The sequence below is a fragment of the Sodaliphilus sp. genome (assembly GCF_045598405.1).
Taxonomy (GTDB): Bacteria; Bacteroidota; Bacteroidia; order Bacteroidales; family Muribaculaceae; genus Sodaliphilus; species Sodaliphilus limicaballi.
The window spans coordinates 1-26,230 of record NZ_JAZLLZ010000131.1; the positions used below are offsets into that span (position 1 = coordinate 1).

20 protein-coding genes are annotated in these 26,230 nt (G+C 48.2%); 8 read left to right on the forward strand and 12 right to left on the reverse strand.

Annotated elements, in window-relative coordinates:
- Positions 1 to 330: 330 nt before the first annotated feature.
- The 4 genes from ACKI3C_RS09200 to ACKI3C_RS09215 all read left to right on the forward strand — a co-directional run bounded on the left by ACKI3C_RS09200 (position 331) and on the right by ACKI3C_RS09215 (position 7,557).
- Positions 331 to 1,713 (forward strand): gliding motility-associated C-terminal domain-containing protein, encoded by a 1,383-nt coding sequence (locus ACKI3C_RS09200; RefSeq protein WP_407404287.1) that lies wholly within the window; start codon positions 331 to 333, stop codon positions 1,711 to 1,713.
- 57 nt (positions 1,714 to 1,770) lie between these two features.
- Entirely contained in the window at positions 1,771 to 2,745 is a 975-nt protein-coding gene (locus ACKI3C_RS09205) for a lytic transglycosylase domain-containing protein (RefSeq protein ID WP_407404289.1), read from the forward strand.
- 334 nt (positions 2,746 to 3,079) lie between these two features.
- Entirely contained in the window at positions 3,080 to 5,911 is a 2,832-nt protein-coding gene (uvrA, locus tag ACKI3C_RS09210) for an excinuclease ABC subunit UvrA (protein ID WP_407404291.1), read from the forward strand.
- 1,082 nt (positions 5,912 to 6,993) lie between these two features.
- Entirely contained in the window at positions 6,994 to 7,557 is a 564-nt protein-coding gene (locus tag ACKI3C_RS09215) for a helix-turn-helix domain-containing protein (RefSeq protein ID WP_407404293.1), read from the forward strand.
- Between the two features lie 128 nt (positions 7,558 to 7,685).
- On the opposite strand, the gene ACKI3C_RS09220 is transcribed toward ACKI3C_RS09215, so the two are convergent.
- From ACKI3C_RS09220 to ACKI3C_RS09250, 7 genes are all read right to left on the reverse strand, one after another.
- Positions 7,686 to 8,597 carry a dihydroorotate dehydrogenase gene (locus tag ACKI3C_RS09220; RefSeq protein ID WP_407404295.1) on the reverse strand — a complete coding sequence of 304 codons (912 nt, stop codon included), beginning with the start codon at positions 8,595 to 8,597 and terminating at the stop codon, positions 7,686 to 7,688.
- Positions 8,591 to 9,352, reverse strand: a complete 762-nt coding sequence (locus ACKI3C_RS09225; protein ID WP_407404297.1) for a dihydroorotate dehydrogenase electron transfer subunit — start codon at positions 9,350 to 9,352, stop codon at positions 8,591 to 8,593. Before ACKI3C_RS09225 ends, ACKI3C_RS09220 begins: the two co-directional genes overlap by 7 nt.
- 961 nt (positions 9,353 to 10,313) lie before the next feature.
- Positions 10,314 to 10,730 (reverse strand): hypothetical protein, encoded by a 417-nt coding sequence (locus ACKI3C_RS09230; protein ID WP_407404299.1) that lies wholly within the window; start codon positions 10,728 to 10,730, stop codon positions 10,314 to 10,316.
- A complete protein-coding gene (locus ACKI3C_RS09235) occupies positions 10,717 to 11,352 on the reverse strand; it encodes a hypothetical protein (protein ID WP_407404301.1) in 636 nt (211 codons plus the stop codon). The genes ACKI3C_RS09230 and ACKI3C_RS09235 overlap by 14 nt, the downstream gene beginning before the upstream one ends.
- A gap of 12 nt (positions 11,353 to 11,364) precedes the next feature.
- Positions 11,365 to 11,553, reverse strand: a complete 189-nt coding sequence (locus ACKI3C_RS09240) for a hypothetical protein (protein WP_407404303.1) — start codon at positions 11,551 to 11,553, stop codon at positions 11,365 to 11,367.
- A 31-nt stretch (positions 11,554 to 11,584) separates the two neighbouring features.
- Positions 11,585 to 12,766 carry a DUF3825 domain-containing protein gene (locus ACKI3C_RS09245; RefSeq protein ID WP_407404305.1) on the reverse strand — a complete coding sequence of 394 codons (1,182 nt, stop codon included), beginning with the start codon at positions 12,764 to 12,766 and terminating at the stop codon, positions 11,585 to 11,587.
- A 120-nt stretch (positions 12,767 to 12,886) separates the two neighbouring features.
- Positions 12,887 to 13,918, reverse strand: a complete 1,032-nt coding sequence (locus ACKI3C_RS09250) for a hypothetical protein (protein WP_407404307.1) — start codon at positions 13,916 to 13,918, stop codon at positions 12,887 to 12,889.
- Positions 13,919 to 14,075: 157 nt separating this feature from the next.
- Here ACKI3C_RS09250 and ACKI3C_RS09255 point away from each other — a divergent pair, with 157 nt between their 5' ends.
- Positions 14,076 to 14,246: a hypothetical protein gene (locus tag ACKI3C_RS09255; protein ID WP_407404309.1), complete on the forward strand. Its 171-nt coding sequence runs from the start codon at positions 14,076 to 14,078 to the stop codon at positions 14,244 to 14,246.
- Between the two features lie 62 nt (positions 14,247 to 14,308).
- On the opposite strand, the gene ACKI3C_RS09260 is transcribed toward ACKI3C_RS09255, so the two are convergent.
- Positions 14,309 to 14,815: a DUF805 domain-containing protein gene (locus tag ACKI3C_RS09260; protein ID WP_407404311.1), complete on the reverse strand. Its 507-nt coding sequence runs from the start codon at positions 14,813 to 14,815 to the stop codon at positions 14,309 to 14,311.
- Between the two features lie 965 nt (positions 14,816 to 15,780).
- On the opposite strand from ACKI3C_RS09260, the gene ACKI3C_RS09265 reads away from it, so the two are divergent.
- Positions 15,781 to 17,685 carry a class I SAM-dependent DNA methyltransferase gene (locus ACKI3C_RS09265; protein WP_407404313.1) on the forward strand — a complete coding sequence of 635 codons (1,905 nt, stop codon included), beginning with the start codon at positions 15,781 to 15,783 and terminating at the stop codon, positions 17,683 to 17,685.
- Positions 17,682 to 18,791, forward strand: a complete 1,110-nt coding sequence (locus ACKI3C_RS09270; protein WP_407404315.1) for a restriction endonuclease subunit S — start codon at positions 17,682 to 17,684, stop codon at positions 18,789 to 18,791. The genes ACKI3C_RS09265 and ACKI3C_RS09270 overlap by 4 nt, the downstream gene beginning before the upstream one ends.
- A gap of 155 nt (positions 18,792 to 18,946) precedes the next feature.
- Here the strand turns inward: ACKI3C_RS09270 and nifJ are convergent, their stop codons facing one another.
- The 3 genes from nifJ to ACKI3C_RS09285 form a co-directional block, all read right to left on the reverse strand.
- Positions 18,947 to 22,501: a pyruvate:ferredoxin (flavodoxin) oxidoreductase gene (gene nifJ / locus ACKI3C_RS09275; protein WP_407404318.1), complete on the reverse strand. Its 3,555-nt coding sequence runs from the start codon at positions 22,499 to 22,501 to the stop codon at positions 18,947 to 18,949.
- 180 nt (positions 22,502 to 22,681) lie between these two features.
- Positions 22,682 to 23,137: a YqaA family protein gene (locus tag ACKI3C_RS09280; RefSeq protein WP_407404319.1), complete on the reverse strand. Its 456-nt coding sequence runs from the start codon at positions 23,135 to 23,137 to the stop codon at positions 22,682 to 22,684.
- A 10-nt stretch (positions 23,138 to 23,147) separates the two neighbouring features.
- Positions 23,148 to 24,770, reverse strand: coding sequence for a helicase HerA-like domain-containing protein (locus ACKI3C_RS09285; protein WP_407404321.1), 1,623 nt, complete (start codon positions 24,768 to 24,770; stop codon positions 23,148 to 23,150).
- Positions 24,771 to 24,813: 43 nt separating this feature from the next.
- Between ACKI3C_RS09285 and ACKI3C_RS09290 the strand changes: the two genes are divergently transcribed.
- Positions 24,814 to 25,320 (forward strand): hypothetical protein, encoded by a 507-nt coding sequence (locus ACKI3C_RS09290; protein WP_407404323.1) that lies wholly within the window; start codon positions 24,814 to 24,816, stop codon positions 25,318 to 25,320.
- A 239-nt stretch (positions 25,321 to 25,559) separates the two neighbouring features.
- Here ACKI3C_RS09290 and ACKI3C_RS09295 read toward each other — a convergent pair whose 3' ends face one another.
- Positions 25,560 to 25,916, reverse strand: coding sequence for a hypothetical protein (locus ACKI3C_RS09295; RefSeq protein ID WP_407404325.1), 357 nt, complete (start codon positions 25,914 to 25,916; stop codon positions 25,560 to 25,562).
- Positions 25,917 to 26,230 lie beyond the last annotated feature (314 nt).

Below are 26,230 nucleotides of genomic sequence, written 5' to 3' on the forward strand. Positions count from 1 at the left end.
ACCTTGAACCCAGAAAGTCCATTAAAACAAATGAAAATATTTTGCTTCTCATTGGCGTGATTTGCACTATCTTTCGTTCATATATGAACCCATATACTCGCTCAATATAGCACAAATCCTGACACAATGATAATCTAAAATCTTGTTCTTGTCCTAATGGACTTTCTGGGTTCAAGGTAGCGGTCTTCAACCGCGATTTTAATAGTTACGGTAACACCAAGCAATCTCTAAATTCTGTTAATTTGAAAACGGGGTAGGGTGTAATTGGCGAAATTTTGTTACTTTTGTAATTTGAACAACTCCATGGTGGAGTTCCAATGATTGACGACTATGAAGATTAGATACCTTTCACTTGCCTTGTCGATGGCGGCGGCTCTTGCTTTGAACGCGCAGATTGCGTTCACCGGAGCTAGCCGTGATGTGTATGAGGAAGAACCTGCAACCAACACTGGACTCAACAAAATCTACGTGCTCTACAACGCCGACGGCGTGGGCATGACTTTCACTGCCGACACCGAGAACCCCGTCAAGTGGTATGTGTATGGCGAGGGCGGCGGAGGATATGCCGAGGAACTGGAAGGTGTTCACTACGACGGCCTTACGTCGTCTATCGACCAGGTGCTGCCCAACAAAGGGTATATCATCGAGGAGGGCACTAGCCGCTTGTATGTGTGGGTGGCCGATTATTCTGTCTCTCGCCTGCAACTCAACGGAGTGAGTGTGGAGAGCGACGGCGACTGCGGGTCGGTGACGCTCAATCTGGACGGGGCGGGCCGCGATGTGGTGTATTACACCATCAACGGCGCGCGCAAGACTATGGATCGAGAACTGACCATCAGTTTCAATAACCTCGTGTGGCACGACGGAAACGAAGATGACGACGAGGACGAAGACGATGATGCAGCCGTCAATCCCGGATGGGTCGAGACTCTTGTGCAAGAGAAACAGGAGTCGTTCAAGCCCGCTATCGCTTTTCCTGCACCCACGATGAACACCTCGTTCACCGTGACTGGCGACAAATTCCTGAAATTCTGGGGCGAAGAGGTGAGCTGTGAGAGCAACTATTACACTACCGCAGCTATCGACGTGCGCACTATCGTCGTGCAGGAAAACGAGCACCACGACAACGAGAAGAAAATAGGCGGCAGCGAGACCCTGGGCGGGTCGGCTCCGGCACACATCTCGTTCACTGCCTACTGCACCGACGCCGTCATGCACAAGGAGTGGCAGATGTCGCGCGAGAGCAATTTCTCTAATCCCGAATTGCGTCTCAACCAGGAAGCGATTGACCAGGTGTTTGAAGATGCCGGCACCACTTACTGGCGTTTCTATGCCACCAATGCCGAAGGATCGTGCGAGTGGTATAGCGATACTTACACCGTCAACATCGGGGAGAGCGAACTCGTGTGCCCCAATGTGTTCTCGCCGGGTTCGAGCGAGGGCGTGAACGACGTGTGGAAGGTCTCTTACCGCTCTATCGTGAAATTCCATTGCACCATCTTCAACCGCTGGGGCAACAAGATAATCGAGCTCAACGAGCCTTTCGAGGGTTGGGACGGCACTTACCACGGCAAGCAAGTTCCTGCCGGAGTGTATTACTACGTCCTCGAAGCCGAGGGTAGCGATGGCATCAAATACAAGAAAAGCGGCGACATCAACATCATTCGCTACCGACGCATAGACCGTGGCGGCACCGCAGGTGATGTGGAGTGATTGTCGCAGATTGACAAATTTCTGATAATAAATAGCACATAGCGAAAAATCATGAATATGGGAAAAACTAGAAGTTGCATGATGGCTGCTGCGGCGTTTATGGCCATGGGCGCAAGCGCGCAGGGTGTGGGACAATACAACAACTACAATGCCGAGGAGCACCCCCACGGGGCGGTGTTCCCCGTTGTTGCTGCGCCCGACATTCCGCAGTCTGTCGTGTTTGCTGGCGACACGGTCTCGTTTGACCGCACCGACATGTATGAGCGCCTTGACCGCGAACTCACCTCGATTGTTTACGGGCATTCGACCACTCAGCTGTGCCTCAAACGCGCCAACCGCTATTTTCCCATCCTGGCGCCCATTCTCAAGGAGAACGGCGTGCCTCTCGACATGCTCTATCTGGCAGTGACCGAGAGCACCCTCGACCCCACCATCAAGTCGCCGGCTGCGGCAGTGGGGCTGTGGCAGTTCCTGGCGTCAACAGGCCGCATGTATGGCCTCGAAATCAACGACGATGTGGATGAGCGCTGCGACCCGGTCAAGGCCACCGTGGCGGCATGCAAGTTCCTCAAGAGCGTGCATGCACACTATGGCAACTGGGCCACGGCTTGCGCCTCTTACAATGCTGGCATGGGGCGCATCAACGGCGAATTGAGCCGCCAGGGGCAGGACACCTCGTTTGACCTGCAGCTCGTGAGCGAGACATCGCGTTACGTGTTCCGCATCATTGCCTACAAGCTGCTCATGGAGAACCCCAAGCGCTATGGCTACTGCTTGCGTGCCGACCAACTCTATCAGCCTGTTGATTACAAGGTGGTGGAGGTGAAGACGTCGGTAGCCAGCTGGATTGACTGGGCCAAGCAGCAAGGCATCACCTATGCGCAGCTGCGCGAGGCTAACCCGTGGATACGCAGCAACCGCCTGCCCAATGCCTCGGGAAAGACCTACAAGGTGAACGTGCCCGTCGGTGACAGCCTCTATTTGAGCAAGAAGCAAGCCAAGGCATATGACCCTGGCTGGGTTGTCAAGTAATGGCAACTTGGGCGTGCGGCACAGTGATTATGAAAGTACAAGGAAATAAATACTGACTAAACTTTCGTGTGTTTAATTGAATGTTACTAATTGTTTGTCCGGCAGGACAATGTCTGAATAACCACCACCGCCGAACCGAGCGAAGCGAGCTCGGCAAAGTGAGCAGCGGTAAGTCGGCGAAGCTGGTGCCGCGGATAGCGAACCTTTGCCAACATTCGTAGTGGCGGTGGGGGGAGAAATGCAACAAGCACCGCGTCCGGAAGGTCGCTAATCGGAGCAAATTAGTGAGACTCAAATGGTTTCAACATGCGAAACTAAAATACTGACTAAATAGATGAAACTTAACGGCAAGGAAACCGAATGTGTGAGTGTGCTGGGTGCAAAGGTTCACAACTTGAAGAACATCGATGTGGACATCCCGCACTACGCGCTCACTGTGATTACTGGATTGAGCGGCAGCGGCAAGTCGTCGCTGGCGTTTGACACCATCTTTGCCGAGGGACAGAGGCGGTATCTTGAGACTTTCTCCAGCTATGCCCGCAACATGCTGGGAGTGCTCGAGCGGCCCAATGTGGACAAGATTTCGGGCCTCAACCCCGTGATTTCAATCAGTCAGAAGACAACCAACAAGAACCCCCGAAGCACTGTGGGCACTACGACCGAGGTCTATGACTACCTGCGACTGCTCTATGCCCGCGCCGCCGACGCCTATTCCTACAAGTCGGGCGAGAAAATGGTGAAGTACTCGGTGGAGAAGATTCTTGACTTGATTTTGTCAAAATATGACAATCGCAAGATATACATCCTTGCTCCCCTGGTGAAGAACCGCAAGGGGCATTACAAGGACCTTTTCGAGCAGTTGCGCAAGAAGGGCTATCTCAATGTGCGCATCGATGGCGAATTGCGGGAGATTACCTTCGGCATGAAGGTTGACCGCTATCACAACCACAGCATCGAACTGGTGGTTGACCGCCTCAAGGTGGCGCGCAAGGACGAGCGGCGCCTGCTCGACACCGTCAACCTGGCATTCAAGCAGGGGGGCGACCAACTCATGGTGCTCGACGCCGAGACGCAAGAACTGGGCTACTACAGCAAGTCGCTCATGGATCCTGCAACGGGGCTCTCTTACCCCGAGCCGGCGCCGCACAACTTCTCGTTCAACTCCCCGCTGGGAGCCTGCCCCAAGTGCAAGGGACTGGGATATGTCAACGTCATTGACCGGGAGAAAATCATGCCCGACATGACACTCAGCGTGAAGGCTGGCGGCATATTGCCGTTGGGCAAGTTCAAGAACTCTCTCATCTTCTGGCAGATACAGGCTATCTGCGAGCGCCATGGCTACACTCTCGACACACCGCTCTGCGACTTGCCCGAGGACTGCATCGACGACATCATGAACGGCACCGACGAGAAACTCAATATCAAGACCGAGACCGCTGCCACGACCAATTACTTCCAGTCGTTTGACGGCCTTGTGAAATACATTGAGATGCAGCAAGACGACGAGGCGTCGTCGCAGGCTCAAAAGTGGGCAGGGCAGTTCTATTCGCGCGCCGTGTGCCCGCAATGCGCCGGTGACCGTCTCAACGTCGAGGCGCTGCACTTCAGGCTCAACGGCAAGAACATCGCCCAGCTTGCGTCGATGGACATCAGGGAACTGCGCGACTGGATTGCCGACCTGCACAACCATTTGCCCGAGAACAAGTGGAAGATCGCTAACGAGATTGTCAAGGAAATCAGCGGACGCCTCAATTTCTTGCTTGATGTGGGGTTGGACTATGTGTCGCTCAACCGCTCGTCGGCTTCGCTCTCGGGCGGCGAGAGCCAGCGCATACGCCTTGCCACGCAGATAGGCTCGCAGCTGGTCAATGTGCTTTACATCCTCGACGAGCCCAGCATCGGCCTTCACCAGCGCGACAACATGAGGCTCATCAACTCGCTCAAGCAGTTGCGCGACGAGGGCAACACGGTGATTGTGGTGGAGCACGACAAGGAAATGATGCTCGAGGCCGACTATGTGATCGATATAGGCCCCAAGGCGGGCAGGAGAGGCGGCAATGTCGTCTTTGCCGGCACGCCGCAGGAGATGGTGCGTGAGCACACCATCACAGCCGACTACCTCAATGGCTCACTGTGCATCGCGCTGCCTTCGCAGCGACGCGAGGGCAACGGGAAAGCATTGTCCATTAGCGGATGCCGTGGCAACAACCTCAAAGGCGTCTCCGTGAGCATTCCGCTGGGCACTTTCACCTGTGTCACTGGCGTGAGCGGCAGCGGCAAGTCGAGCCTCATCAACGGCACGCTGCAACCCATACTCAGCAAGCATTTCTATCGCTCTCTGGCCGAGCCGTTGCCTTACGACGGCATTGACGGCTTGGAGCACATCGATAAGGTCGTCACGGTCGATCAGTCGCCTCTGGGAAGATCGCCCAGGTCTAACCCCGCGACCTATACCGGCATCTTTGCCGACATTCGCAATCTATTTGTGGGGTTGCCGGAGTCCAAGATTCGTGGCTACCGCCCCGGGCGTTTCTCTTTCAACACAGGAAACGGACGTTGCGACGTGTGCAAGGGCAATGGCTATAAAACGGTGGAAATGAACTTCTTACCTGATGTGCTCGTTCCTTGCGAAGAATGTGCCGGAAAACGCTATAACCGTGAGACTCTGGAAGTTAAGTTCAAGGGCAAGTCTATTGCTGATGTCCTCGACATGACCATAAACCAGGCCGTGGAGTTCTTTGAGGCCATTCCTTCGATTCTCGGCAAGATAAAGGTGCTGCAAGATGTGGGGTTGGGTTACATCAAGCTCGGTCAGCCCTCGAGCACTCTCTCGGGCGGAGAGAGCCAGCGTGTGAAACTTGCGGCCGAGCTGTCGAAGAAGAGCACAGGACGCACTGTTTATATCCTCGACGAGCCCACAACCGGTCTCCACTTTGAAGATATTCAGGTGCTGCTCGGGGTGCTTAATAAATTGGTCCAAAAAGGAAATACCGTGATTGTCATCGAACACAATCTGGACGTCATCAAGTGTGCCGATTTCATCATCGACATGGGGCCCGAGGGTGGCCGAGATGGGGGGCAGGTGGTAGCAACGGGCACTCCCGAGCAAGTGGCTAAATGCAAAAAATCGGTCACTGCTCGCTTCCTGAAAGACGAGTTGAAATGACCGTGGAGTAGGGCAGATCTAGGGCGAAAAAATTTTTGTCACAAAATTTGATCCAGTTAGCAAAATATCTGCTGTATTTTGCAAGCATTTTCAGTTGAATAGTCACACCGGCATCATGCTGTGTGTTTGGCATAGGCATCCAGGTGCGTCCTGGATGCCTTTTTTACAATTTTCTGCCCTAAATGCGGCAAATACCATATTTTGCGGTTAACGCATTGATAGATAATGTATAACGTGCTTTTCGTGACGTGTTAGTTTTTCTCACAGTTATTTGGGCTTGTAAATAGGGTAGTTCCTCGAAAAAAATCGCAAGGAAATCGAGTTGAGCAAGAAGTTAGCCCAAAATGGTAACTTTACCACGCCCGGTTTGCCGTCTTTAATTATTGTTTGAAAACAGATGTTTGTGATTGAATAGGGCGGTATTGCAACGCGAAACTCCCCTTTGCGTTTGCATCAGCGCGTTTTCAAAACTTCGTTACATTTCCAAACGGTTAATTCCGTTCTAAAAAGTTTACAAAACCATCTAAAATATCAATTAACAATCATTTACAATCATTGTAAAATACTGATATTCAATAAATAAATAAAAATATATAAAGCACTGCTTAAAGTAAAATATATAATTCTTCTGTGGAACATTCCGTAAATGTGTTATATGTAATATAATACGCTAATAATCAGTACTATACAAGCAAAGCATAAAGTAACACTTTACTATAGTAACTTTGCTCCTGTAATCTGCCGCTTGTATGGCTGTTTTCAAAAAATCAAATGCAAACTGAAAGATTTATGAAATTAAATTTGCGTAATTCAATAAAGTGTTTTAAATTTGCAAATGCAAAATTTGATGATGTTAACAGGGTGTTTTCATTTGTATATCGAATTTTTGCTATTTTTCACCCTGTTTTTACTCATTGAATAAAACGGGACTTTTTTTGAGCCTTATCTACGGTTGGAGATTTGTTCAGTAATTTGAATGAATTTTCCAGAAGCCAAAAAATCTCTCGAAAAATTTCGTCGGAAATCTGCTTGCTATTTTGCCTTGGGTTTCCGCTTTGATATAAATATTAAATTGTAGAGACATGGACATTGTATCTCGTCTGAAAATATTCTTGCAGGAAAGCGGCATCTCTAATTCGATTTTTGCCGACAACTGTGGCATACCCCGCCCCACTCTTTCGCAGTTGCTCAACGGACGCAACAAGAAGGTGAGTGACGAACTTATTTCAAAGATCCATTCGGCTTACCCTGCGTTGAATGTCATGTGGCTCATGTTTGGCGATGGCGAGATGATTGTTCCAAATGCGAACTCATTGATGTCTGGCACCAATTCTCAACCCGTCGAGAATTCGATAGAATTTAACTCTCCTGTTGCCGATTCGAATAATGCTGTTCGCAAGAATACCATTAATTTTGGCAACACCGATTCGGGTGAATATAACGACTCGTCGCGCAAGCCGCAGGCATCATCGTCGGCTAGCGCTACTATGGCGGCATTGCAAAACATGGTGCGTAGTGCCAGTGCCATGGGCAAAGCTTCGTCGCAGCGTGGCAACGCCCAGGCATCGGCAGGAGAGAGCCGTGTGGTGAATATTATGGTATTTTACAGCGACGGCCGTTTCGAGTCGTTCGTCCCGCAAGGATAAGTTAAGAAAGCTACGCTATAAGAATGTTACATTATAAGGACGCTTCGCTATAGGACAATTTATTCCTTAAAGCGAAGCGTTCTTTATATCTTAAAGCGCAGCGTTTTTATAGCCCGAAAGTGCGTTCGTTATACTTTCATAGCTCCCGTGAGTTCGGCACAGCTAGCCATGCCGTGGCGTTGCATGTAGTCTTGGATGTATTCTACTGCCTTGACGGTCACTTGCGGGTCGATAAAGTTGGCGGTGCCTATCTGCACTGCTGTTGCGCCTGCCAGCATGAATTCCACCGCGTCGCGGCCGTTCATAATGCCTCCCAGGCCCACCACGGGCACGCTCACGGCATTAGCCACCTGCCACACCATGCGCACTGCTATAGGCCTGATGCAGGCCCCAGAGAGGCCGCCGGTGATGGTCGAGAGTACAGGGCGCTGGCGTTCCACGTCGATAGCCATGCCCAGGAAGGTATTGGTGAGCGACACAGCGTCGGCGCCTGCGCCTTCGGCTGCACGGGCTATCTCGGTGATGTCGGTCACGTTTGGCGTGAGTTTCACTATCATGGTACGGTCCCAGGCGCGGCGCACGGCGCTCACGACGCTCTCGCAGCCGTCGCACGTGGTGCCAAACGACATGCCGCCCTGCTTCACGTTGGGGCAAGATATGTTCACCTCTATTGCTGCAACCTTGTCAAGACCCCGCAAGCGCTCGCACACGCCCACGTAGTCTTCAATCGAGGCTCCCGACACATTCACTATCACGCGGGTGTCGAGGTCCTTGATGCGCGGGTAGATGTGCTGTGCAAAGTAATCCACGCCCTTGTTTTGAAGACCCACGGCGTTGAGCATGCCGCTAGGCGTTTCGGCCATGCGCGGATAGGGGTTGCCCTGGCGAGAATTCAGTGTGGTGCCCTTGACGATGATGCCGCCCAGGCGAGAGAGGTCGATGAAGTCGGCAAATTCCTCGCCGTAGCCGAATGTGCCCGATGCTGTCATCACGGGGTTCTTGAGGGTGAGTGACCCTATTTTTACGCTTAAGTTTACCATTTGAGTCGATTTATATTGAAAACAGGTCCATCGGTGCACACGCACACGTTACCCTCATCTTTAGTGTCCTCCACGCAGCACAGGCACGCTCCCAGGCCGCACGCCATCATGTTCTCAAGCGATACCTCGCAGTTGATGCCACGCTCGCGTGCAATGGCAGCCACGGCTTTCATCATGGGCATGGGGCCGCAGCAGGCTATGTGGGTTATTTCATCGCTTTGCAGCACCGGGTGAGTGGTTACCAGACCCTTGTGACCCAGTGAACCGTCCTCGGTCGCCACATGCACGGGGGCGGTCTGTCTGAACAGGTCCAGTTCTAGCAGGTCGCTCATCGAGCGCGCTCCCAGCAGGAACTGCACGTCCACACCTCTCACGGCAAGCTTTGAACCCAGCATGAGCAGCGGGGCGATGCCCACACCGCCGCCTATCAGCAGCGCGGTGCCTTTCACGTCGGTCGTGAATCCGTTGCCCAGCGGCAGAACCACGCTCAGCGCCGAACCTTCCTGCGTGTCACACAGCGAGCGTGTCCCGGCTCCGGCGCGACGCACCAGCAGCCACAGCTCGTGGGTGTCGGCATAGTTAATCGAGATGGGACGCCTCAGGTAGGTAGTTTTAGAGTTAGGCACCTCTACCTGAACGAATTGCCCCGGTTTCACAGGGGGCACACTCCCCTTCACGGGAGCCAACTTGAGCAAGCTATAATTATCGCCATGCTTGTCATTGGCTTTCACTGTAAAATCCATTACCTGTTTCATAACTGCAAAGATACTAAAAAATAATTATTGTGTCAATAGCGGACTTCATTTCGTTTGGCATTGTCTGTGCATTACTCAACTTTAGCATTTGATAATAAATATTGCTAATTTGTTGTCCGGAAGGACAATATCTGAATAACCCCCGCCGCCGAACGTAGTGGCGGTGGGGGAAGAAATGCAACACGCACTGCGTCCAGCAGGACGCTAATCGGAGCAAATAGGTGAGGCTCAAATGGTTTCACATGCTAAAGTTGAGTGCTTTATTAGTGTGAAGATGGTTTTGTCGCATGGCTGTACAGTTGCGGCTTGTGTGACGATCTAAAATTGTATACTATGGTGCTAGATGTTTCGTGTGACGAATTGTCGGTGCTTGCAAAGCGGCATGCCGACTTGAATACAGAGTTGTCGCCTGGTGACAATAAATCGGTAGTTGCAAGGTGTGATACCAGGTTATGCAAGGTGTTTAGACACGAACTCAACAAGCATGTGACTGCCCGGGTAAGGGTAGAGAAACTATAGGAAGGACTGTTGCATCTCACCTATGACGCAGGCAAAGGCATTGAGCTCATCGTCTCGGGAGTGCAGATGTTGTTTCCTCACTCCCCCACATCGGCCAGGTTACCTTCACCCTGAAGTGACAATCATTTGTGGTTAGGGTTTGTGGTTTTGAGATGCTACAGTTGTTTGATGAATCGCTTGCACCAAAAGTGGTGCAATCCAAATATAAAATCAATGAAATCTACCTAAAATTCAAATTTTGGTGTAAAAAAACGTGTGAAACACGTTAAAATATAGTCTTGAAAAGAGAGAATTAGACAAAAGTACATCAAAAGAACCGTCCCTTTGATGTCCCAGCCACAAAAATGCAGCCAACAGTAATATTGTTCGGTGGAATCTTAATCAATGAACACCCTCAATAATCCCGCCACCAAGACAATCCCCAAGGGTTCCCCTGCAACTTCTAATCAATGTTCCAATAGGCATCAGGATCACCATCAAAAATTGTATCAATGTCGTCGTCACTATAGCCCATTTCATCTTGTGCATAGGAACCTGCATATCTTCCAAATGATGAATCTTCGTAATCGTCATTACATTGACGCCCATAGTAATAATCTTTTTCTTGACAATCTTTTGCTTCTTCAAACTCAACAATTCTATGATTGCGCATGATTTCAAATCTATGGGTAATTTCAAATTTAGGAAATAACAATTGTAATTCTTCTACGACAGAATCACAAAAAATGCACATACTTCCATTAACATTTTGTACTACCCATGTAATATATTCTGGGTTGTATTCCAAGACTTCAGCAAATGTACATCCAGAAAACTTGCCAAAATCAAACTTATCATCCAAATGTTCAATGCACGTCATCAACAAAAACTTCATTTAGATTATACTGCGTGTAACACATAGTTCCAGTTAACGTATGAAGATAGCGACATACGACAATGATATTTTCACCTATACTTTTTGTTATTCCATCTTTGTCGACAAATTGAATATGTGGTGATGGAGCATTATATACAGCTTTCCCCTCTACAGCTTTTATATGTGACGGGAATTTAGCTTTGTTTAACTCATGGTCACTAACGGTAACGCCATTACCGACGCGTGATTTGATCTTGCGATAAAGCTGATTCCCGATTAAAGACGGGACATACAAATCCTCTATATTATATTGGCTTTCCTGTTGAGAGTATTCAAGTGATTGAAAAATTGGAATGACCATTCCATCTTGTTTGAGTTCCTTTCCACAAAAATGGTAAGAAACTTGATACAAATGGTTTGATAAAACAATTTGATGTTTTGTTTCTTTATTCACGATGCCGTTTAGAATAAGTCCTGCATAACCTTCATTATACATATCCTCATCTGCGCACGCATTAATAAATCCGTATATCTCCAATCGCTCTATGAGATTGCTTTTTACAATCATGCCACTGCTGATAACTTTCTCTCTCTTCAAATAATCTTCTAATGTTACTCTACACATAATCTTTATTTTTTAGTTGTTCTTGTAATCATCCATCTCTTCAATCAATTCAGTAAGTTGTCTATTTATTCTTTGAAGTCTCCCTACTTCACAGCTTAGCCGTTTCTCCATATCATCCTTTCTTAAAATAATATTTATGAGTTGCTCTTTGGTAAGTTTTTGCAATCCAGTTAATTCCATCTTTATATTCATTTCGTTCATTTTGCTATATGTACTATTATGGATTCATGATTTATAACGAATTAATCGACTCGGCAACCAACCAATCACTTGATGGTTTGGTAACCAATCGTGCATTACTATATGCCATATCTAATGTAAAAATTGTAACTGCACGATACCGTCTTGAAGGAGTCTTAGTCATAACCAACGCTATTGAAATTTCCTCTGGTTCATTGATATTTAAAGCAAGAGGCAAAATCAAATGAACAGAATCGTCTGTTGGATAATAGACAGGTATAGCAGTCTTATAGTTCCATGCAACTCGATGCTTAGCAGTTTCAACTGCCATACTCATCATGCTTGAAATGATTGATAGTCGCATGGGATTTGATTCTAAAACACATCTAAGTTTGTTGTAATAATTGATTTTGTCAGATTTATTTATCATGGAAGGGTCAAGTACCTCAAAAGATCCCGAGCAAACATGGCGTAGCAATTCTGTCGGCATTCTATCAATGTTCTCAAGTATGATGTGCTCCCAATTAACATCGACAGGAAGAGATGTGTCATAAATTACATCATCATAGTTTTGAATATATGATGCTCTTTCTGGAAGTTTTGAAAAGTTGTCTGTTAATTTTCTTGCAGCAATGTTACTGCTTCCAGCTACGCAGAAGTCAATAAAATGCCATGGTTGCTTATTATATTTATTTTTGTCAAAAACCGCATAGATCGGCTTGTAGAACTTGTCTACCAAACCAGTATTAAAAGCGGCATATTCATTTGAGTAGAGTATTTTATTCTCTCTCATAAGTTTGACAAAAGTCCACTTTAAATACTTGGCAAGAATTGGATTTGGATAACTTTCATCCTCCACACTATAAGTCCAGCGTTCTGGCAGTGCCATATTTTTTAACGTTTCAATGGCACTTTTCTGGTTTATGTTTGCCCACTGGGTTAAATGTATCATATCATCTTTAGTGTAATTAATCTTTTTAAAATTGGGGACTGTACTTTGTGTGACGTTGCCATTACATTTTACTAATGGCAAATGGCTTTGTTCGTCTATACTGAGAACGAAATCTTCATTTAATGCCTCAAAGAATGGTTTCAATTTTCCGAATCCAAAATCTTTAATGTCTATACCATTTGTGATAAGTTTCAAACCTACGGTTGACATTGGAGTCCAACCGTCTTCTCTCATACTCTGAGTTACAATCTCTTTGATTTTTGAAATTCTTTCAGTGCTCATATATGCTATCAATTAAAGTTTATAATCAAATTAACGATGCAAAATTACGCACAATAAAATAAGGGCGGAAGAAACAAACTGTTAGTTTCTACCACCCATCAATAATTAACAGAATCTGGATTACCCATACATACCATCAATCACTTTTAGCAACTCTGATATGTCTGGCATTTCTCCCATATTCATTTTTATCTTTTGCTTTTTACTCTGAAAAATCTGTCTATGCAATTCCGCTGATTTTTGAGGATTGATTTTACCAAGTTTCCAAATAGAATAAGGAATTACTTCAAAATAAATCTGTGCTTTCTCTAAACCTAAGAACTGGAGCGACATGTAATGATCTGTTGGTTTATATTTACTATTAAACAATTGTCTGAATCGAGATTCTTGGACAACCTCAGGTGTAAACTCAAAGAATTTTAATAGATAACAAATTATTCGTTGTTCAGTCGTTGTAAGGTGACTGTTCTTTCTTCTTTTTACATTTGGAAAATACTCACGGAAGAATTTAGAAATATACTTAACAAATTCAATTTGACTGTATTCCTTGGTATATACGTCTACTTTTCGCACAATTTTGTGAAATTCATAAGTTTCATCATTGCATTCTTTCAATGTTTTTATAATCTGTTCCTTGATTACAAAAAAATCAGAGTTGTGACTAACTCCACCTTTAAGATTAAAGGTAATACTGTCAAGGTTATCTTTATCTCCAATTTCGTCTAAGGTTTCCCTTATTGTAGGCTTAAACAGCAAAGCCAGTTTTCGGTCTATTATCTCACGAATATACATACACAACCCATATAATGCAACCCAATTGATATGAGTGTTATGTAATTCTTGCATCTCTTGCTGCAGTCTGCAGCAGGTAGAATCTTCCAAAAAATTGCTAATATTTAGATATTTCTTTTCATTTTCAAAATATTCTTTGTACTTATCTAATCTTATTCCATCAATATACAACATTCCACCAGAAGTAATGTTTTCTTGTATATTTTCATAGAAATATTCGGCATACATCCACATATTAATAGCATACTCTTTTCCCGAATGGTCTGTTACAATAAGAATAGATTCTTCTGAAACTTGTGTCAAATCTTCAGATGTAATAGTCATTCCCCATTGTTTGTTTTTATCTTTTTTCAATGCCATACGTCAATCAGTCATTTATTGCTCCTTAAATCCGCAACACTTTTGTTAAGAAAATTTATAATATCCTGAGCAACAAAAAGTTGCCCAGGATATTGCCATGTCAGATTTTTTACTTGATTTAGTGTTGCAAAACAAACAAGCAAAACCTCAACATGACATGGCAAAGATAGCAATAAACCCCGAAACGATAGCTACTTTTGGCGGAATATTTCACATCATGGACGTTTTTGAGCGTCTTGGACTGGCTAAGCTCATAGATTCCTGCCTTGGCAAGAGGGAGGCGAGCTGGAACGCTTTCCGCTATACATCAAAAGAACCGTCCCTTTGATGTAAAAAAACAAGGACGATAAACATCGCCCTTGCTATGATTATATCGGTTTGGTTGCGTGATTACAAGCCTTTGGGGTTGGGACCGAACTCGTTCTCGCCAGGCTGGCTGTCTTGGAGAGCCCAGTACAAGAGGATAAAGCCGCCAACGAATGGGATGAACGTAACGAGAATGTGCATGGTGCTCTTGCCTATATCGTGCAGGCGGCGCACTGCCACTGCGTAGAAGGGGATTAGACATACAAAGCTTCCAATGCCGCAAGTGAGCATAGCGATAATTAAGTGTGCAAGTTCAAACCACCAGAACTCTGCACGGCGTGCACGGCCTTCGAAATTAGCGAAATTCTGGAAGCACTTCTTGGTTGCTGTCATGAAGTCCATTTCTTCCACGGGCTGGGGGGCCGCAGGTTGCTGCAAGAGTACTGCCACTTCGGGCACGTCGGTTGCGAGCGCCCATTCTTCAGAATCCTCAACGCACACTTGCGACTCGGCTGTCAAGCCATTCTGAAGGAGTTCGCTCACTTCAAAGGGACCAGTCGGCTGGTCGTTGTTGTAAAGATAGTATCTCATAAAGTATAAGTATAAAATGATTGTTATGCAAAGATAGATAAAAATCTGGGATTATTACGCCAGTATATATAAAAACTTATATCTTTGAGCTCAAATTCCTGAGATTACCCATAAAAAATCAAGCCCCCCTTGTCGTTTCTGAAAACCGCTCGTGCTCTATGTCACATGTTTCGGATGTCAATGTAATTGTAGCTAATTTGTTGTCCGGAAGGACAATATCTGAATAACCCCCGCCACCGAACGTAGTGGCGGTGGGGGAAGAAATGCAAGAAGCATCGCGTCCGGCAGGACGCTAATCGGAGCAAAATGGTGATACTGAAATGGTATTTAACATCCGAAACTTAAATTATTTCACCTTTTGTGATGTGTAAAAGCTAAAGCTTTATTGCAGTTATATGAAGATATTTTACTAAATTTGCACCAAGAATATAAAACTTTATAAGCAAACATAGCCGCCCCATGTAACAACGTGAGTATATCAGAGACATTGGGGGGCAAAATAAAGAACAGTAACATAACATATTAACAAATAACGCGCATTGACTATTATTTGCGTTCTCCTGAATTCGTCCGGAAAACAAATTTTGAGATAAGAACACAAAGAATAGTGGTTAGGCACCTTCATTAGGAGAAGAATGCCTTATTGCTCTATATAAGAGTTCAATGTTTGTGCCTTTTAGGCATGAGCATATCTTATAGGGCAATGAGGTCTCAATTTTCCGGACGAAGCCTCGGAGGACGCATAAGAAGGTTCATGCCCTTTTTGTGCGCTCACGTGAGTGGTAGATCGATGCACTTTTTCATATCTACCAATGGGCAAAAAGACAAATCACAGCATAGAAGAGCAGGTGGAGGACTGGTGCAAACGTCAGTTTGCAACTCCTTTAGATTATTACACTAAGACGCAGGGTATCAACCCTGAGATAGAGGAAGCGCTAAAGAAAGCACCCAGCAAGCAAGGTGGATTGGGAAGTAATTTCCCCGACATCAAATGCCTCATAGAGACTGAGGGACTCCGTCGCATCCCTGTAATGATAGAGGTTAAAGGTACAAAGGGGAATTTGGCAAAACTGAATGAAGACGGGTCTGTCTGCAACAAGACTGCCAAGGGTGAACCGAATTATTCGGCCATCTCCAAGTTCGCTGTCAACGGAGCTGTCCATTACGCACATGCCATCCTTGAATTTACAGAATCGTATAACGAAGTTGTGGCTGTAGGTGTGAATGGCTATAAAGAAAAAGGGCACGAAAATAATACGTATGAGGTTAGTGTTTGGTATGTTTCAAAGGAGAACTTGCTCGTTCCCAAAAAGGTTGCTGACTATTCCGACTTGTCATTTTTGCTTCGTGCAAACATCGTAAACTTCCTTCAAAAGGTCGATGCACTATCTTTGACTGAAGAAGAAATTGAACAGCAGAAGATTCAACTTGAAGATGACATTGAGCGTAAGTTGAAGGCTCTTAACCAGAAGATGCACGATGAGCAAGGGATTGCGGTAGGCGACAGAGTGTTACTCGTTGCTGGTATGATTATGGCAGGTCTTGGGGTTGAGGGCGAAGTAGAGCCTTTGCGTGTAGAGGACTTGCGTGGCCAGACGGGAGAGAGCAGCAATGATGGCGCTGTGTTCATGAACAAAATCTCTGATTACCTCCAGAAGAAGCAGTTGCCTTCTGAGAAAATCAAGATGATCAAGGACATCTTGAACAAAGTATTCCTCCATTCAAAGCTGGAGCGTCCGGTCAATGGAGAAAGCAAGCTGAAAACGCTTTATCGTGATGTAAAGTGCGACATTATGCCTTTTGTCAATGGCGAAATGCACAATCTTGACTTTACTGGCAGATTGTTCAACGTCTTGAACGAATGGGTTGATGTACCCGATGGCGCAGAGAACGATGTGGTGCTCACCCCTCGTTTTGTTACCGAACTCATGGCACGTCTTTGTCGAGTCAACAAAGATAGCTACGTTTGGGACTTTGCCACAGGTTCTGCAGGCTTCCTTATCTCGGCTATGCATCTGATGATTGCTGATGCTAAGAATAAGATTGATAGCTATACGGAGCGTGAACGCAAGATTAGCCAGATTAAGATGGAGCAACTTCTGGGTATTGAGAAGTTGCCTGATATCTACATGCTTGCCGTTCTTAACATGATTCTGATGCAGGATGGTAGCGCTAACATCATTCATGGCAACTCCTTTGAGTTTGAAGGAAACTATGAACAAGGCACGCACAAAGGTGAACCATTCCCTGCAAATGTTTTCTTGTTGAATCCTCCTTACTCGGCAGATGGCAAGGGCTTTTCGTTTGTGGAGAGAGCTCTCGGTATGATGACGCATGGCGGACGTGCCGCTATCCTAATCATGGAGAATGCAGGTAGTGGTAATGGCTTGCCTTTTACAGAAAACATCCTCAAAAACAACACTCTTGTTGCATCCATCAAGATGCCGACAGATCTTTTCATTGGCAAAGCAAGTGTACAAACGGCAATCTATGTATTTGATGTAAACACGCCTCATGACACCAACAGCATTGTGAAGTTCATTGACTTTACAAATGATGGCTACTCTCGTCAGAACCGCAAGAAATCGAGTCAAAGTGTGAACCTTCGCGACACCGATAATGCCAAGGAGCGCTACGATGAACTCGTAAACCTTGTACTATATGGCAACAAGTACCTCAATCTGCTTGCTGGATGCTACGAAGAAGACACAATCTCCCTGAATGGTAAGGATTGGACATACGGGCAGCATCGCAAGATTGACACTCGCCCTACGGAAGCCGATTTCCGCAAGGTTGTTCAAGATTATCTGGCATGGAAGGTGTCTGAGATAATCAAAGGCGACAAGGAGGACAGCTTGGGAAAACTTTGAGCCCTCGTCTGGAGTTGCCGAAGGCGAGGGCGTATAAACATTTCAAATTGGGAGATTTGTTTGAAATCAAAGGAATAAAACAAGCGAAATCACAAGCGTTAATACCGACAGATTGTGCAGGTATTCCGTACGTTGTACAATCTATGTCAAATAACATGGTGAGTCGTCTCGTTAATAGACAATGGCTTGTTGAAAATAATGAACCTCCAGTAAAAGGAAATGTTATTGTTTTAGGAGTAACATTGCCTGCTGTATCGTATCAACCTGTTGAGTTTGGAGCTAGTCAGGTGATAACCGCTCGTGCAGAATTCCTTACTGAACCAATAGGACTTTACATTGTGTCGCTTTTGGAGAAACAGATGCTAAGGTTCTCCTACAGCAAAAAACCAGGCATCCAAATCTATAAGGATTTAGAAATAGAGCTTCCTGTAAACGACAGTGGAGAGATAGACTTCCTGTTTATTGAAAATTATATGCAGGCAATCAAAGACTATCGAATAAAAGAATTGGACGATTATCTTAATGCTACTGGCTTTGAAGATTGCACATTAACCCCAAAAGAAGAACAAGCATTAGCAGCAAATGTTATTTATAAATCCTTCGACATTGTAAAGGAGTTCAATGTCGTTAACTCGCACAACATCCTGAAATCTGACGTTGTGTTTGGTAGCGGCTCGATACCCTACGTTACTGCTTGCGAAGGTAATAATTCCATTGTTTCACACATTTCTTATAAAGATGATGCAAAGGAAGAAGGTAATTCAATAATGATAGGCGGCAAGACACTCGTTATTACTTATCAACCCAAAGACTTCTTCTCAAACGATAGTCACAATTTGGTGCTCAAGATTAACGATGTAAACGGAAGGACAGAAACTGCCCAGTTGTTTATGGTTGCTGCTCTGTACAAAAGCTTGTCACCTAAATATTCATGGGGTGATTCTATCTCGAAAGCAAAGATTCAGAAGGATAAAGTTTCATTTCCTGTTGCCCCCAATGGATGTATAGATTTTAACTATATGGAAACCTACATCCGAGCCATCATGAAGCAAACAATCGGTAAATTGAAATCTGCTATGACATTTACCCAAAGCATGCACCAATAGGAAATGTTTAGCTGCGGGTTTAGAAAGTCAACATAAATAAGCCATGCCTTTAAGGATGGTAAAAAAAGCACCGGGCTCTTGGTGAGTCCGGTGCTCTGTTTATGTCGGTCCTGGCGAGGGGATGTCCCTCGTCAGGTCATGTGGACCAGGGGAAATCAATCCTCGGGTTCTACACCCCACTGCTGGCGAGCCAGACGGCGGTAGTTGTTGTAGCGCCACATTGCGTTCTCCTTAGCGGCTGCAAAGAGTTGCTCGGCCTCTTCGGGATACTGCTTCATTACTGATGCGTAGCGTACCTCACCCTTGAGGAAGTCGTTGAAGCCTTCCCAGTTGGGCTCCTTGCTGTCGAGTGTGAAGGGGTTCTTGCCCTCAGCCTCGAGCTCGGGGTTGTAACGCCACAGGTGCCAGTAACCGCATGCTACAGCCTTTGCTTCCTCGGCCTGCGACTTGCCCATACCCACCTTCAAGCCGTGGTTGATACAGGGAGCGTAAGCGATGATTACTGAAGGACCGTCGTAAGCCTCGGCCTCGCGGATTGCCTTGAGGCACTGTGCGTTGTCGGCGCCCATAGCTACCTGAGCTACGTAAACGTAACCATAGGTTGAAGCGATGAGACCAAGGTCTTTCTTGCGGATGCGCTTGCCGGCAGCAGCAAACTTGGCGATAGCGCCGATGGGAGTTGCCTTTGAAGCCTGGCCACCGGTGTTAGAGTAAACTTCGGTGTCGATAACGAGGATGTTGACGTTCTTGCCCGATGCGATAACGTGGTCAAGACCGCCGAAACCGATGTCGTAGCTTGCGCCGTCACCGCCCACGATCCACTGGCTGCGCTTAACCAGGTACTGGCCAAGTGACTTAACCTTGAGGTCGGCAGCGTTGTCGCTGTGCTCGATAGCAGCCATGATCTTGTCGGCGAGCTCGCGGCTCTTTGCGCCGTCGTTCTTGTTCTCCAGCCACTCGGTGTAGAGAGCCTTAACCTCGGGAGCAACTGTCTCGTCGGCAACTGCCTCCTCAACGAAGCCTGTGACGCGAGCACGCATCTTCTCGTCGGCGATGGTCATACCCAGACCGAACTCGCAGAAGTCCTCGAAGAGAGAGTTAGCCCAAGCGGGACCGTGACCCTTCTCGTTAGTGCGATAGGGAGTAGAGGGAACCGATGCTGAGTAGATTGAGCTACAGCCTGTTGCGTTAGCAACCATCTCGCGGTCACCAAAGAGCTGAGAGATGAGCTTGAGGTAGGGAGTTTCACCGCAACCAGAGCAAGCACCTGAGAACTCAAACAACGGAGTAGCAAACTGGCTGTTCTTCACGTTGAGCTTGGTGTCAACGAGAGCCTGCTTGCTTGTTACGTTCTTAACAGCGTAGTCCCAGAGTTTCTGGTCCTCTTCGTGGCCCATGAGGGGAACCATCTCGAGTGCGCTGTTGCCCTTCTTGCCGGGACATACGTCGGCACAGTTGCCGCAACCCAGACAGTCGAGAACATCGACAACCTGTACGAAAGTGAGACCCTCGAGACCCTTGCCGATAGCCTTGAGCTGGTCTTCGGCCTTGAAGGGTGATGCAGCTGCTTCGGCCTCGTTCATGAGGAACGGACGGATAGCAGCGTGAGGACAAACGTAAGCACACTTGTTACACTGGATACAGTTCTCTGCGTTCCAAACAGGAACGAAGGCAGCAACGCCGCGCTTCTCATAGGCTGCTGTACCAGCGTCCCATGTACCATCCTCGCGGCCCTTGAATGCGCTCACGGGAAGGAGGTCACCGTTCTGTGCGTTGATGGGGCGTACTACCTCGTTTACAAATGCTGGAGCGTCGTTGGCAACGGTGTTCTCCGCTGTGAGGCTTGCCCATGCGGGATCCACGTCGAGCTTCTTGAACTCACCGCCGCGGTCAACTGCCTGATAGTTCTTGTTGACTACGTCCTCGCCCTTCTTGCCATAAGACTTAACGATGAACTTCTTCATCTGCTCTACTGCCAGGTCAACGGGGATAACCTCGGTGATGCGGAAGAATGCGCTCTGGAGGATGGTGTTGGTGCGGTTGCCCAGACCAATTTCCTGTGCAATCTTGGTTGCGTCGATATAGTAAACGGTGATGTTGTTCTCGGCGAAGTACTTCTTCACGTTGTTGGGCAGGTTCTTAGCCAGCTGCTCGCCTTCCCAAACGGTGTTCAAAAGGAATGTGCCGTTCTTCTGCAAGCCGCGAGTCACGTCATACATGTGCAGGTAAGCCTGAACGTGGCATGCTACGAAGTTGGGGGTTGTCACCAGGTAAGTTGAGCGGATGGGCTCGTCACCGAAACGCAGGTGTGAGCAAGTGAAACCGCCGCTCTTCTTTGAGTCGTAAGAGAAGTATGCCTGGCAATACTTGTCGGTGTTGTCGCCGATGATCTTCACAGAGTTCTTGTTTGCGCCTACGGTACCGTCAGCACCCAGGCCGTAGAACTTGGCTTGGAACATGCCAGCGCCGCCCATTGCAACTTCTTCCTTCTGGGGGAGTGAAGTGAATGTAACATCGTCCTCGATACCAATTGTGAACTGGTTCTTGGGCATGGGCAGTGCGAGGTTCTCATATACTGCAAGAATCTGAGCAGGTGTAGTGTCCTTGCTACCAAGACCGTAGCGGCCGCCCACGATAGCGGGAGCGTTCTCCACGCCGTAGAAGCAGTCCTTAACGTCGAGGTACAGGGGCTCGCCGTTAGCACCGGGCTCTTTTGTGCGGTCGAGCACAGCGATGCGCTTGGCAGTGCTGGGAACGGCTGCAAGGAAGTGCTTAGCGCTGAAGGGACGATACAGATGAACTGCTACGAGACCCACCTTCTCACCCTTGGCAGTGAGGTGGTCGATAGCCTCGCGGATAGCCTCTGTGACTGATCCCATAGCGATGATCACGCGGTCGGCGTCCTTGGCTCCGTAGTAGTCAAACAGGCCATACTGGCGGCCAGTGATCTCGTTGATCTTCTTCATGTAGTCCTCAACGATTGCGGGAACTGCGGTGTAGAAGTCGTTGCATGACTCACGGTGCTGGAAGAATACGTCGGGGTTCTCAGCAGTACCGCGGGTAACGGGAGCATCGGGGTTCATTGCACGGCGGCGGAAGTCGGCGAGAGCCTCCTGGTCCAGCAGCGGACGCAGGTCTTCCATGTCCATAGCCTCAACCTTCTGAATCTCGTGTGAGGTGCGGAAGCCGTCGAAGAAGTTAACAAAAGGCACGCGGCCCTTGATAGCTGTGAGGTGAGCCACAGCAGCGAGGTCCATAACCTCCTGTACTGAGCCTTCGCACAGCATGGCGAAACCAGTCTGGCGCGTTGCCATCACGTCCTGGTGGTCACCGAAGATACACAGTGTGTGGCTTGCGAGTGTACGTGCCGACACGTGGAACACGCCGGGAAGCAACTCACCTGCAATCTTGTACATGTTGGGGATCATCAGCAACAGACCCTGCGATGCAGTGTAAGTTGTGGTGAGCGCACCTGCCTGCAGCGAACCGTGAACAGCACCTGCTGCGCCACCCTCGCTCTGCATTTCCTGTACGAGAACTGTTTCACCAAAGATGTTTTTACGACCAGCAGCAGCCCATTCGTCAACGTGCTCTGCCATTGTCGATGACGGAGTGATGGGGTAGATCGCAGCCACCTCAGTAAACATGTAACTGATGTGGGCAGCAGCCTGGTTACCATCACAGGTCATGAATTTCTTTTCTTTACTCATAAGAATTCTTAGAAAATTAACCTATAATTAATTAGTTAAATAGTTATTTGTCAATAGCCTAGAGGATGCAACACGACCTCTGGCCGCATCACACTCCTTTTCAATCTACAAAGGTAGTAAAATTTAACGAAAACACAAACGAATTTCCAGCGAAAACTCAAGTCGTCCGCCTGCTATTCATTAGAACAGCTTCACTATCCAGTCCACGCCCCAGATGATGACGGCGTAGCGGATGGCTTTGCCTATGGTCATGAAGAAGGCCACTGCCCATTTGTTGGCGTGCATGTAGCCCAGGGCCACGGTGATTGCCGAGCCCAGGATGGGAATCCATGCCAGGATGGCAAACCATGCTCCATGGGCGCTTACCATGCGCTGGGCACGGGCTAGCTTCTCGGGGCTTACGTGGGCATACTTGATGACCCATTCGTCCTTGCCCTTCGACCCCATCCAGTAGCACGTCATGCCGCCCAGCACGTTGCCTATTGTAGCCGAGATGAGCAGCAACACGAGGTTGATGCCGGGCTTGGCAAGGCAAGCCGCGACTATTGCCTCGCTGCTTAGCGGAATCACGCTTCCTGCGATAAAGGCGCTGATGAGCACGCCCAAGTAGCCTAGTTGGTCTAATAGAAATTCCATCTAACGGCCTTTATTTCATGATGTTGCCCAAGATGTCGCGCGTGATGGTGCGTGTGGCTGCCGAGGTGGCGTTGCGTGCTATGCGGCCTGTGGTGCTAGTGCTGCTCTTGCGTGGCTTCTTGCCGGTAATGCTCTCTTGCACCTTGCGTCCCACGATTGCTGCCAGGGTAGCAGTGATGGCTGTGCCTATGGCCTTGAACACGCGTTTCCACATTGATGGCTTCTTCTCCTCTTTCTCGCGTTCTTTCTGGGCACGTGCTTCTTCTTTCTCGCGTTCTTTCTGGGCCTTGGCTTCTTCCTTGGCCGCAGCCTTGGCATCGGCGTCGGCCTGTGCTAGCTGCGCTTCCTTCTCGCTCTGCGCCAGCAGCACTTCAAATGCGCTCTCGCGGTCCTCGGCCTTGTCATAACGACCGTAGATGAGCGATGCCTTGATGATGTCGGCACGCTGCGACTCGCTCACGGCGCCTATCTGGCTCAACGGGAAGAGTATGCGTGCGCGCTCCACCACCGTGGGGGCTCCCTTGCTGTCGAGCACCGACACCAGCGCTTCGCCGGTTTCTAGTGTGGTGATGGCGTCTTCGGTCTTGAACTCAGGGTTGGGGCGGAAGGTCTCGGCTGCTGTGCGCACGGCCTTCTGATCCTTGGGCGTGAATGCCCTGAGTGCGTGCTGCACGCGGTTGCCCAGCTGGCCCAGGATGCTCTCGGGCAGATCGGTGGGGCTCTGGGTCACGAAGTAGATGCCCACGCCCTTGCTGCGTATCAGCCTGATTACCTGCTCTATCTTATCGACCATAGCCTTGCTAGTGCCGTCAAAGAGCATGTGCGCCTCGTCAAAGAAAAACACGAGCTTGGGCATGTCGAGTTCACCCACCTCGGGCAGGGTAGAGTAGAGCTCGCTCATGAGCCACAGCAAGAAGGTAGAGTAGAGCTTGGGCTTGAGCATGAGTTTGTCCGCAGCAAGCACATTCATTATGCCCTTGCCACCCTCGCGGTCAATAAGGTCCATGATGTTGAACGAAGGCTTGCCGAAGAACTTGTCGGCGCCCTGGCTGTCGAGTGTGAGCAGAGCACGCTGTATGGCTCCCACGCTTTGCGGCGCTATGTTGCCGTAGGTCGAGGTGTATTGCGACGCATGCTTCGACACATAGTCGAGCATAGCCCTGAGGTCCTTCATGTCGTCGAGCAAGAGCCCGCGGTCGTCGGCTATGCGGAACACGATGTTGAGCACACCGGTCTGCGTGTCATTGAGCTCAAGCAGTCGTGCCAGCAGGTCGGGACCCATCTGCGACACGGTCGTGCGCATGGGGTGCCCCTGCTCGCCATAGACATCATAAAAACGCACCGGGCATGCCTGGAACTGCGGGTTGTCAATCCCGAACTCAACCTGACGCTTCTCAATGAAACCGCTGGTCTTGCCAGCCTGGCTTATGCCCGAGAGGTCCCCCTTCATATCGGCCATGAAGCAAGGCACGCCTGCCTGGCAGAACGACTCGGCCATCACCTGAAGGGTAACAGTCTTGCCTGTGCCGGTGGCTCCGGCTATGAGTCCGTGACGATTGGCCATCTTGCCAATGATACTGATAGGGCCTTGAGGGCCGTGGGCTATGTATAAGCCATGCTGCTGGTCGTACATAATTATTTCCTATTTAAAAATGAGTCCTTAAACGATTACTAACATGCAAAAGTACGAAATATTATTGAATCCATCAAATAAAACTCTCCATTTCTCCATTGCCCCCGCATTGCCCCCGCCAGTCCTCACGCTCAGCAAGCAAGCCACCGTGCCAGCAGCGTCAGCTGCTGGTCCCACAGCCAGTTCCGCTATCGGTCCCGCTGCTAGTCCCGTTCCCGCAGTTTTTCCCGCGAGTCCCCGCCAGGCAGCACTCCGCCCGCCAGTCCTCACGCTCGGCAAGCAAGCCACCGTGCCAGCAGCGTCCGCTGCTGGTCCCACAGCCGGTCCCGCAGCTGTTTCTCCTGCCAGCCCCCGCTGCTTCTCCCGCGAGCCCCTGGGCCTCGTTTCTGCCACCCTGGTCCTCGGCAAGCAAGCCACCGTGCCAGCAGCGTCCGCTGCTGGTTCCGCTATCGGTCCCGTTCTCGCGGTTTTTCCCGCGAGCAAGCTACTATATAAAAAACGCAATCCACGACTCTCGTCGCGGATCAACTTTAATTTAATTAACCTCTAATACCATTAACATAAACCTTAAAACTAAATCTTAACCTGAACCTTTGCCTCACGGCACCGGTTGAAGTCGATACGAATAATCTTTTCGCTTGCAAAGTTACACAAAATATGTTTTATAACACAATTTTCTAGCAACAAAATTCAATCTTTAACTAAAAATTAACACTTTATTGCCATTTTCTGCTACTTTGCAGCACGATTTGAAACTCTCTTGCGAAAAAAAGTCGCTTGAGAGATCTTTTATTTCTTGAGAAACTCCACCAAGTCCAGTATTAGACTCTCCACTATGCTAGAGTCAAAGCCCAGAGTGATAGCATACAGCTTGCACATAGCCATCTCATTGTCGTCCATCACGCCATCGGCCATCATCAGTACCACCATGTCGGTGAGATAACGTTTCTTGCCTTCCTCGTCCTCGGGCAGCTCCACGTGCACCGTGCCAGGGTTCTCGATGAGCTGGTTGACCTGCTCCTCGGTGAGCTTTTCACGCGACGCCACGGCAGCAATCAGAGCCAACTCCTTCTCGTCGGCGGTTCCGTCGGCCAGCGCCAGCATTATCAGATTCTTAATTTGTCCCAGTTGTTTGTTATTTTCCATAATTCTATTTTATTACCTTAATTCCGCAGCACTTTTGTTAACAATTTTTATAATATCCTGAGCAACAAAAAGTTGCCCAGGATTTTGTCATGTCGGTGATTTCACTTAATTTAGTGCTGCAAATATAACCAAACGAACCACCAACACGACATCGATATGGCAAAGTTACAAATAAAATCTGACAATCTCACTCCTTTCGGCGGCATTTTTTATGTCCTTGACATGTTTGACAAACATCTGGGCTGGCTGATCGACCATAAGCTGGGCAAACGGTCGCAGTTCAGAGGATTTCAGTACAGCGAGATCTTCCGTGC